The organism is Streptomyces sp. NPDC086519 (assembly GCF_040686075.1).
GTDB lineage: Bacteria > Actinomycetota > Actinomycetes > Streptomycetales > Streptomycetaceae > Streptomyces > Streptomyces shenzhenensis.
The window spans coordinates 479,786-489,020 of the sequence record NZ_JBFBJL010000001.1 but is presented as its reverse complement, the minus strand read 5'-3'; the positions used below and the strand labels follow the sequence as shown (position 1 = coordinate 489,020).

Annotated in this window: 8 protein-coding genes; 4 read left to right on the top strand and 4 right to left on the bottom strand. The window is 71.6% G+C overall.

All coding sequences use genetic code 11. The annotated features are described in order from the left end of the window. Nucleotides 1-45: 45 nt before the first annotated feature. Nucleotides 46-486 carry a hypothetical protein gene (locus tag AB0P24_RS02270; RefSeq protein ID WP_365790130.1) on the bottom strand — a complete coding sequence of 147 codons (441 nt, stop codon included), beginning with the start codon at nucleotides 484-486 and terminating at the stop codon, nucleotides 46-48. A gap of 196 nt (nucleotides 487-682) precedes the next feature. Further along, nucleotides 683-1,468: a hypothetical protein gene (locus tag AB0P24_RS02265; RefSeq protein WP_365790128.1), complete on the bottom strand. Its 786-nt coding sequence runs from the start codon at nucleotides 1,466-1,468 to the stop codon at nucleotides 683-685. Nucleotides 1,469-2,007: 539 nt separating this feature from the next. On the opposite strand from AB0P24_RS02265, the gene AB0P24_RS02260 reads away from it, so the two are divergent. Together AB0P24_RS02260 and AB0P24_RS02255 are read left to right on the top strand one after the other, a co-directional pair. Continuing rightward, complete coding sequence (locus tag AB0P24_RS02260; protein WP_365790125.1) at nucleotides 2,008-2,712, top strand: transglycosylase family protein; 705 nt, start codon at nucleotides 2,008-2,010, stop codon at nucleotides 2,710-2,712. Between the two features lie 513 nt (nucleotides 2,713-3,225). After that, nucleotides 3,226-3,441 (top strand): I78 family peptidase inhibitor, encoded by a 216-nt coding sequence (locus AB0P24_RS02255; protein ID WP_365790122.1) that lies wholly within the window; start codon nucleotides 3,226-3,228, stop codon nucleotides 3,439-3,441. A gap of 104 nt (nucleotides 3,442-3,545) precedes the next feature. Here the strand turns inward: AB0P24_RS02255 and AB0P24_RS02250 are convergent, their stop codons facing one another. Beyond that, complete coding sequence (locus tag AB0P24_RS02250) at nucleotides 3,546-4,562, bottom strand: phosphatase PAP2 family protein (protein WP_365790120.1); 1,017 nt, start codon at nucleotides 4,560-4,562, stop codon at nucleotides 3,546-3,548. Between the two features lie 237 nt (nucleotides 4,563-4,799). After that, complete coding sequence (locus tag AB0P24_RS02245) at nucleotides 4,800-6,023, bottom strand: mannosyltransferase family protein (protein WP_365790118.1); 1,224 nt, start codon at nucleotides 6,021-6,023, stop codon at nucleotides 4,800-4,802. Between the two features lie 259 nt (nucleotides 6,024-6,282). Here AB0P24_RS02245 and AB0P24_RS02240 point away from each other — a divergent pair, with 259 nt between their 5' ends. Together AB0P24_RS02240 and AB0P24_RS02235 are read left to right on the top strand one after the other, a co-directional pair. After that, entirely contained in the window at nucleotides 6,283-7,893 is a 1,611-nt protein-coding gene (locus tag AB0P24_RS02240; protein ID WP_365790115.1) for an MFS transporter, read from the top strand. 136 nt (nucleotides 7,894-8,029) lie between these two features. Beyond that, on the top strand, nucleotides 8,030-9,223 hold the full coding sequence (locus AB0P24_RS02235; protein WP_365790113.1) for an acyl-CoA dehydrogenase family protein: 1,194 nt from the start codon (nucleotides 8,030-8,032) through the stop codon (nucleotides 9,221-9,223). Nucleotides 9,224-9,235 lie beyond the last annotated feature (12 nt).

Sequence of the window (9,235 nt, the reverse complement as noted above, 5' to 3'; positions counted from 1 at the left end):
CATCCACCCGCTTCGAAGCCGCGACCCCGTCCCCCAAGGAGCACGTCATGGGCATCTTCGGCCGTAAGAACGACGAGAGCACTTCCACCGGCGCGGACCCGGCGGAAGCGCCGCGGGGATCGGCGTCATCCCGGACTCCTGGTTCCGCCCGAGCGTCCCGACCCGCTGCCACTGCGGCGGCTGCGGCTGCCCGCCGCCGTTCCGGGCGCTGTAGGCACCCGCGCTGTACGCGCTGTACGAGTTCCCTCCGTACGACCCCAGACCGTGCGTGCCGGTGCTGAACGGGGCGTTCCCGAAGGCGACGAACCCCAGCGACTCCTCACCGCTGCGGTCACCCGGCAGCGTACGGAAGGCCTTCCCCCATTCCGCGCAGAGCGAGTCGTAGATCGGCGTGGCCGAGAGCCCGCCCGGGGCCTCCTGAGCCGCCCGAGGGGCCGGGACGGCGGAGAAGGACGGCCGGTGGCGAGAAAGGTCGTATGCGTGCACGTATGTCCAAACGACCGGGTTCTTGAAGAGATGCGGCCGTAGTCCCCTTTTAGGGCGCTGGCACCCGTCAGGGGCGCGCGGCTGTGGTGAATCCGCGGCTACCGCCGCGCGGGAGTGAGCAACCACGCCGCTGTCGCACGCGCCGTCCGGACCGCGGCCCCCCACCCCCCGGTGGGCGGCCCTCGGACCCCGGCCATCAGACCCCGGCAAGCGGAAGCGCAGCCGCCACCAGCTTCCCGTTCGCCGCCGCCTTGTCGATCGCGTCCCGCAGCAGGTCCTCCCGCGGCTGCCGCCCGATCGACCCCACCGGCGCCGCGAACATCAGCACCTGCTGGTGCTTGTTGGCCGCCGCCCGCCACCCGTCGGTCACCTGCAGCGGCTGATGCGCCTGCCACCACGCCACCGGCTGCCCACCCGGCGCCCCGGGCTGCAGCACCGCGTGCAGCTGACCCACCGCCAGCAGCACCGACCACCCGTGCAGCACCGGTGGCACCACGGACAGGTCCGTCGCCGGCATGAAGCCCTGCTCGATGAGGAGCGGCAGGAAGTCGTCGCCCACCCCGTTCGTGCCGGGCCGCACGATCGGCGAGGTCGGCTCCACGACCAGCGCGGGGTGCAACTCCCCGGCGATCAGCACGAGTCCGCTGGTCACCCCGAGCACCGCCTGCTCGGGCGCGGACTTCTGCGGTCCGCCGCCGGGCGCGCTGTCGCCGTTGATGGAGCGGACCGCCCCCTGCAACTGCTCCTCGGTCACCTGGACGACCTGCGAGGGCAGGCAGGTGGCGTGGGCGAAGGCGAGGACGGCGGTCTCGTCGCCGACGAACAGGACGGTGCTGGTGCGCTCCTGTTCGGAGTCGCCGGGGGTGCGGCAGGACGTGCAGTCGTAGCTGCCGGGGGCGTTGTCTCCGGCGAGCAGCCGGTCGGCTTCTTCGTCGCCGATCTCGGCTCGTACCTCGTCGCTGACGTCGAGCATGCGCGGCACGGTGGCTCCCTCGGGATGCGGTGCGTGAAGGCCCGGGTGGCTCCCGGTCCGTGAGCCCCCGGGGTCGCGGGCTCATGAAGAAGACAACGGGCGATCTGTGGTGGGGGTCACGCATGGGGGGGATAGGGATCGAACCATCCACTGCGCAGGGTCACTCCACGCGCGGAATCCGGCACTCCCTGTCAACTCTTCGCTAGCCACAGGAGTTTGACGCGGTGAAGTGAATCACAGATTCGTCGAACCCGTGGTCGACAAATGCTGAAATCAGGGAATGTAGTGGGTGGCCGAAAATCGCCGCTACCTACGGTAACACCGAACTGGCCTGGCCCGACAGAGAGTTGGTTGATTTCGGGCGTTCCAGATCTCTAGATTCCTCCGCCGTGTGCAACGAGCACCGCTCGGGTACGTCCGCCGGCCAACCAGGCAGAGCACCACCGCAGTACCGGCCGCGGCGGACGGGGCGAGCGCGAGGAACCGCGTCCATCGCGCGGGGACCGCGTCCCGCCTGGGGGACCCCGGGTACGTGGAGAGGGAAATACATGTCCGAGTGTGCCGATACCACCCGTGAGACCGCCGCGGACAAGAGCGGCTCCCGCAAGGGCCGTACGACGGCCGCCCTGGCCGGGGCGGCGCTGCTCGCCCCGCTGGGCCTGCTGGCGGCCACCGGCAACGCCGCGGCGGCGGACAACGGAGTGTGGGACCGCATCGCCCAGTGCGAGAGCGGCGGCAACTGGCACATCAACACCGGCAACGGCTACTACGGCGGACTCCAGTTCTCCGCCTCCACCTGGCGCGCGTACGGCGGCACCGCCTACGCGGCGACGGCCGACCAGGCCTCCAGGGAAGCCCAGATCGCCGTCGCCACCAAGGTCCAGCACGCCCAGGGCTGGGGCGCGTGGCCGGTCTGCTCGGGGCGGGCCGGGGCGACCGGCTCGGCGCCCGAGAGCACCTCGGCGACCACGAAGAGCACCACGGAGTCGGCGACGAAGTCGTCGACCACGTCGGGCGCCAGGAAGTCGGCCCCCGCGGCGAAGGCGCCGCAGCGTTCGACGGCGGGCGCCGGCCGCACCTCGTCCCCCTCGTCCCTCTCTTCCAGCGGTGACTACACCGTCCGCGAGGGTGACACCCTGAGTCAGATCGCCGAGCGGCACGGCACCACCTGGCAGCGCCTCTACGCCGCCAACAAGGCCGTCATCGGCGACGACCCGAACCTCATCGTGCCCGGGCAGCGCCTCGCGCTCTGACGCGACCGCCTGATCGGCACCGCCCCGCACCGCCCTGCTCCGCCCGGTCCGACCCGGGCGGAGCCCGGTGCGTTTTGGGGCATGTACATGCTTTGAATGAGAGCGGGCAGCAGGACGTGAGGGTGATTCATGTGCGGACGGCGGGCTCCGAGTTCACCCTGTCGCACCCCCTCCCGGCCCGCGCTGCGGGGGGTTGTGTGCCGAAGCGGTGAATCTCTTATGTGCGGTCAGCTTCGGCGCGGGACGCCGGAATCGGAATGGAATGCGCGCGCCGGAGGGCCTTCGATCGCGGCTACGGGTTCTTTCCGGCGGATTTTCGGGAGCCCCTGCCGGCATCGGGAAATTGCGCTCGAATGCGCCAGGAAGACGTAGGGAACCGCTCGTACGTGTGACAGAGTTCGATCGAAACGCGTGTCGTGATTCTGTGACAGAAGCGTGACCGGGTGCGGGCACGGGACTGCGGTCCCCGATCCCGGCTTCCGTCTCCGCCGCGAGCGGCCTAGCGTGGGCCGCATGGCACCGGACACCGCTCCGCCGACGGAGCCCCAGGACAGCCCGCAAGGGTACGTAGGCCTCGACGCGGGCGACGCGGAACGGCTCGCCCGGCGGCGGGGGTGGACCACGGTGCGTTCGCTGCCGCCGGGCGCGATCATCACCATGGAATACCGGGTGGGGCGGCTCAACTTCGAGGTGCGCGACGGCGTCGTGGCGCGCTCCTGGAAGGGCTGACCGTACGACGGCGAAGGCCCCGGTTCCCGCAGTGGGGAACCGGGGCCTTCGCGTGCCGGGGCCGGCTGTGCGTACCTGACCCCGCTGTCACCGTCGTACGGCCGTCAGCCGCCCGTCAGCGGGCGGGCGGCCTGGGCGGCGGTGCCGCGCGGCTGCCGCTCGGGGTGTTGCGGGCGGCGGCTGCCCGCCGGGGTCACCGGGGTGCGCTCCGAGCGGGCGGTGTGCGGGCCGGGTGCCAGATGCAGGTGGACCGGGGCCCTGGGGGCGCGGGCCAGGGAGGCCGGCTCGGGCTCCGGCGCCAGCTGCTCGACGGGCGCCGGGCGCGGCTTGAGGACCACGGGCACCGGGACGGGCGCCATGCTGCCGCGGGCGCGCCAGCGGTCGCGCAGGTCGAAGAGCCAGGTCTCGGCGCGGGCGATGAACGGCTCGCACCACGGCAGCGCCAGCAGGATCAGCAGTCCCGCGGCCCAGCCCAGCAACACGTCGCTCAGCCAGTGCGTACCGAGGTAGACGGTGGACATGCCGACGCCGAGGGAGGTGACCGCCGAGGCGGCGGAGAGCCAGCGGCGGGCTCTCGGGGTGGAGGCCAGATAAGCCAGAATTCCCCAGGTCACCACCGCGTTGGCGGTGTGTCCGCTGGGGAATATATCGCCGCCCAGGCCCATCTCGTTCGAGCCGATGACGGTCGCGTAGTGCGGTCCGAGGCGCCCCATGCCGAGCTTGGCGGCACCGACCGTGATGTTGAGCAGCAGCAGTGAGGCACCGAGCGTCAGCAGCGGGCGCACGGTGTGCTGCCGCCACGATCGCCAGCCCAGCCAGGCCGCGACCATCACGGCGGTCGGGCCGCGCTGGCCGAGGACCACGTAGTAGTCGACGAACCAGTGGATTCCCGCCCACTGCTGGTACGGCCGGAAGAACATGACCTGCCAGTCGAGCCGGACCAGCCACGACGTGATCACGACGGCCCACACGATCGCCAGATAGAAGGCGAGGGTCGCGGTGAACAACACGACCCGGTGCCGGCTCATCTTCGGCACATCAATGTGGGCCGGCCGTTCCGGCTCACGGTCCAGCCTGGCGAACACCCGGTCCAGACGGGTGAGGTTTCGTTCGGTACGCACCCAATCGACGTTACAGCGAGTGAGCTCTGTTCCCGGTCGGAACTGCCGCTTTGTGATGACGATGTGATGTGGGAAACCTCTCAGGAGGCCTCGAATTCTAAGGATTCCGTAATCCTCGGCGAGTCCGCCCTTCAATTCCTTTGATCATGCCGGGTCGCTGTTTTATGGCACTTATGTATTCGTTAACCAAAGCATGGGGTGGAATTCTCCCACCGCTCATCGAGGCCATCGAAATGATCACGGAGGCCCGGAGCCGTTCAGCCAGAACGCGCCATAGACCGCCGAGGCCACCGCCACACCGGCCGCGACCAGTACTGATCTGCTGGTGCGCAGCCGGGCGAGGGCCCGGGCGAGGGGCAGCAGCACCGGGAACGCCGGCATCAGCAGTCGCGGCTTGGACCCGAAGTAGCTCGACGCGCAGAGCGCGAGCGCGAGGACGACACCCGTGTAGACCAGCAGGGGAAGCGGTTGCCGCTGACGGATGCCGGTCACGTAGAGCCACAGCAGCAGGCCGACGCCGAGGACCAAACCCACTCCGGCCGGAGCGGACGGAAATGACGTGAACTTGTCGGCGACGAAGCGGGCGAACGCGTAGCCGCCGTCGAAGCCGTTGCGCCAGCCCGCCTGGACGTCCAGGTAGCCGAGCGGGCCCCGGCCGGTGCGGTGGCCGACCCACAGCACGTAGGCGGCGGCGCCGACGGGGGCGAGGGCCATGCCGAGGCCGCGGTGCCGGGCGGGGGCGCCGGGCGCCTCAGGGGCGCGTCCGCCAAGGTGTGCGCCGCCCGCCTGGTCCGCACCACGGTCGCGCGCGCCCGCGCTCCGATCCCGCACGAACGAGACCACGCCCGCCGTCCACACCGCCGCCACCACGGCGAGCCCCACCGGCCGGGTCAGCCCCGCCAGCGCGGCCAGCGCCCCGGCGCTCACCCAGCGGCCGGTCAGCACGGCGTACAGCGACCACGCGGCCAGCGCCGTGAACAGCGACTCGCTGTACGCCATGGACTGCACGATCCCGACGGGCAGTACGGCCCACAGCAGCACCGCGCAGACCCCCACCCGCCGGCCGTACACGACGTCCGTGACCGCGAAGATCCCCCAGGCCGCGGCGAGCGAGGCGAGCAGGCTCACGGTGAAGCCGGCGTCGGCGTACGACAGGGGCGTGAGCGCGTGCAGCAGGCGCTCCAGCCAGGGCAGCAGCGGGAAGAAGGCCAGGTCGGAGTGGACATCTCCGTTCGGCAGCCGCACCTCGTAGCCGTAGCCCGGGCCGGCGACCCGCGTGTACCAGAGCGAGTCCCAGCGTGCCGTCAGCAAGGTGTACGCGCTCTTGCCGCGTGCCGCGCTCCACCCGGCCAGCACGGCCAGGCCGAGGGCGCGTACGGCCGCGTACCCGAGCAGGGCCGGCGCCGCCCGGCGCAGGGCGGGGGCGCGCGGGGCCGCCACGGGCGTTTCAAGATCGGTCACGGGCTCGATTATCGACGGGAGCCGGAACCGCCGGGTTCGCGCGGGCGTGGTGCAGAACGGGGCAGTGGTGTACGCCACACGAGTTCTCCGGAGCGTGTGAGAGGTCCGCCACGTGCCCCCGGAACGAACTCGCGTACGCTGACGTGTCACTCGCGTTCGTATGCGCGGGCCGGAGACCCCGCTCCTCTCCGGCCGCACGACGGGGCGTCCCCACCCCGCCGGTCCGCCGCACGCGAGGGATCATCTGGGAGGTACGTACATGTCCGGGACGACCACGGCCGCCGTACGGCCGCGCCGTCGGGCGGCGTCCAGGGCCGGTGCCCGTGCCAACCGCTGGGTCGTCCTCGTCGTCCTCTGCGTCAGCCTGCTGCTGGTCGCCCTCGACGCGACCGTGCTGCATGTCGCGGTGCCCGCCGTCACCGAGGACCTCAAGCCCGGCGCCATGGAACTGCTCTGGATCGTCGACGTCTACCCGCTGGTCTGCGCCTCGCTGCTGATTCTCTTCGGCACGCTCGGCGACCGGGTGGGCCGGCGGCGCGTCCTGCTGCTCGGCTACGCCCTGTTCGGCATCGCCTCCGCGGCGGCCGCCCTCGCACCGAGCGCCGCGGCGCTGATCGGGGCCCGCGCGCTGCTCGGGGTCGGCGGAGCGATGATCATGCCGGCCACCCTCTCCATCCTCCGGCAGGTCTTCCCCGACCGCCGGGAGCGGGCCCTCGCCATCGGCATCTGGAGCGCGGTGGCGGCGGTCGGCGCGGCCGTCGGACCCCTCCTCGGCGGCTTCCTGCTCGAACACTTCTGGTGGGGCTCGGTCTTCCTGGTCAACATCCCGCTGATGCTGGTCAGCCTCCCGGTGGGACGCCTCTTCCTCCCCGAGTCCCGCGGCGACCGCGACGGCCCCTGGGACGTGGTCGGCGCGCTGATGGCGGCGGCCGGGCTGTTCGGCGTGGTGTTCGCCGTGAAGCGCCTCGGCGGCGGCGAACCGGCCGCCGGCGCGCTGACGGTGGCGCCGCTCGTGCTGGGCGCGCTGTTGCTGATCCTCTTCGTACGACGGCAACGGCGGCGGACGTTCCCGCTGGTGGACCTGGCGATGTTCGCGCGGCCGGCGTTCAGTACGGCGGTGGGCTGCATCGTGCTGGCGATGCTGGCGCTGGTGGGCCTTGAGCTGATCGCCGCGCAGTACCTGCAACTGGTGCTGGGGCTCTCGCCGCTGCAGACGGGGCTGCGGCTGCTGCCGCTGACGCTCGCCGCGATGGCGGCGGGGCTGGCCGGGGCGCGGCTGCTGCGCCGGTTCGGGCCGCGCCGGATGGTGTGCTTCGGCTTCTGCCTCACCGCGGCGGCGGTCCTCACGCTGACGGCGATGGGCGGGGTGGACAACGCGGGCCTGCTGCTCGCCGGTTTCCTGCTGCTCGGTTTCGGTCTGGAGACCACCCTCTTCGGGGCGTACGAGTCGATGCTGAGCGAGGCGCCGGCGGCGCAGGCCGGTGGGGCGGCGGCGATCGGGGAGACGTCGTACCAGCTGGGGGCCGGGATCGGGATCGCGCTGCTCGGCAGCGTGATGAACGCGGCGTACGCGCCCGGGCTGGCGGCCGTGCCGGGGGTGCCGGCGTCGGCGTCGGCCGCGGCGGGGCACTCGCTGGGGGAGGCGTACGCGGTCGCCGGGCGGCTGGGCGGGGCGGCGGGGGCGGCGCTGCGGCGGACGGCGCGGGACTCCTTCGTGCACGGGCTGCATGTGACGTTGCTGGTGAGTGCGGGGCTGTTGCTGCTGGGGGCGGTGATGGCGCTGCGGTTGCCGCGCACCATGCACTGCGGGGAGGTTCCGGTGGAACTTCCCGCTCCCCGGGAACCCCAGCGCTCCCGCGTCTCGGCGTAGCCCCTGCGGGCAGGGGCTGACCCGCGGGGGTGTTTTCGCTGTTTGGCGGGTGTGCACGGGTGGTGTGCGGGTGGGCCGGCGGGGAGACAGCGCGTAGTCTGGCCTAACTAGCGGTGCTAGTTTTGGGAGGGTTCTGATGTCCGCGTCCGTGAAGTTGCCTCCGTTCGACGCCGGCGATCCGCTCGGGATCGACGATCTTCTGGAGCCGGAGGATCTCGCCGTACGGGAGACCGTGCGGAGCTGGGCGGCCGACCGGGTGCTGCCGTTCGTCGCCGAGTGGTACGAGAGCGGGGAGCTGCCCCGTATCCGGGAGCTCGCCAAGGAGCTCGGGTCGATCGGGGCGCTCGGTATGTCGCTCGACGGGTACGGCTGTGCCGGGGCCTCCGCCGTGCAGTACGGGCTCGCCTGCCTGGAGCTGGAGGCCGCCGACTCGGGTATCCGCTCGCTCGTGTCCGTGCAGGGGTCGCTCGCCATGTACGCGATCCACCGGTTCGGGAGTGAGGAGCAGAAGACCCGCTGGCTGCCGGACATGGCCGCCGGCGACGTCATCGGGTGCTTCGGGCTCACCGAACCGGATCACGGGTCCGACCCGGCCGCCATGCGGACGTACGCCAAGCGCGACGCCGGCGGCGACTGGGTGCTGGACGGGCGGAAGATGTGGATCACCAACGGGTCGGTGGCGGGCGTCGCCGTCGTGTGGGCGCAGACGGAGAGCGGGATCCGCGGCTTTGTCGTGCCCACGGACACTCCTGGCTTCTCCGCGCCGGAGATCAAGCACAAGTGGTCGCTGCGGGCCAGTGTCACCAGTGAGCTGGTGCTGGACGACGTCCGGCTGCCCGCCGACGCCGTACTGCCGGAGGTCACCGGGCTCAAGGGGCCGCTCAGCTGTCTGTCGCACGCCCGGTACGGGATCGTGTGGGGCGCCATGGGCGCGGCACGCACCTGCTTCGAGACCGCCGTGGACTACGCGAAGTCGCGGGAGCAGTTCGGTCGGCCCATCGGCGGCTTCCAGCTCACCCAGGCCAAACTCGCCGACATGGCGGTCGAACTGCACAAGGGAATCCTGCTCGCCCATCATCTGGGGCGGCGGATGGATGCCGGCCGCCTGCGTCCCGAGCAGGTCAGTTTCGGCAAGCTCAACAACGTACGCGAGGCCATCGAGATCTGCCGTACGGCGCGGACGATCCTCGGGGCGAACGGGATCTCGCTGGAGTACCCCGTGATGCGGCACGCGACCAACCTTGAATCGGTGCTCACCTACGAGGGCACCGTCGAGATGCACCAGCTGGTGCTGGGCAAGGCACTCACCGGACTCGACGCCTTCCGGTGACCCCGCGCGAGG

Coding starts and splice junctions, on each gene's coding strand:
- AB0P24_RS02260 (WP_365790125.1), top strand. CDS start 2,008: ATGTCCGAGTGTGCCGATACCACCCGTGAGACCGCCGCGGACAAGAGC.
- AB0P24_RS02255 (WP_365790122.1), top strand. CDS start 3,226: ATGGCACCGGACACCGCTCCGCCGACGGAGCCCCAGGACAGCCCGCAA.
- AB0P24_RS02240 (WP_365790115.1), top strand. CDS start 6,283: ATGTCCGGGACGACCACGGCCGCCGTACGGCCGCGCCGTCGGGCGGCG.
- AB0P24_RS02235 (WP_365790113.1), top strand. CDS start 8,030: ATGTCCGCGTCCGTGAAGTTGCCTCCGTTCGACGCCGGCGATCCGCTC.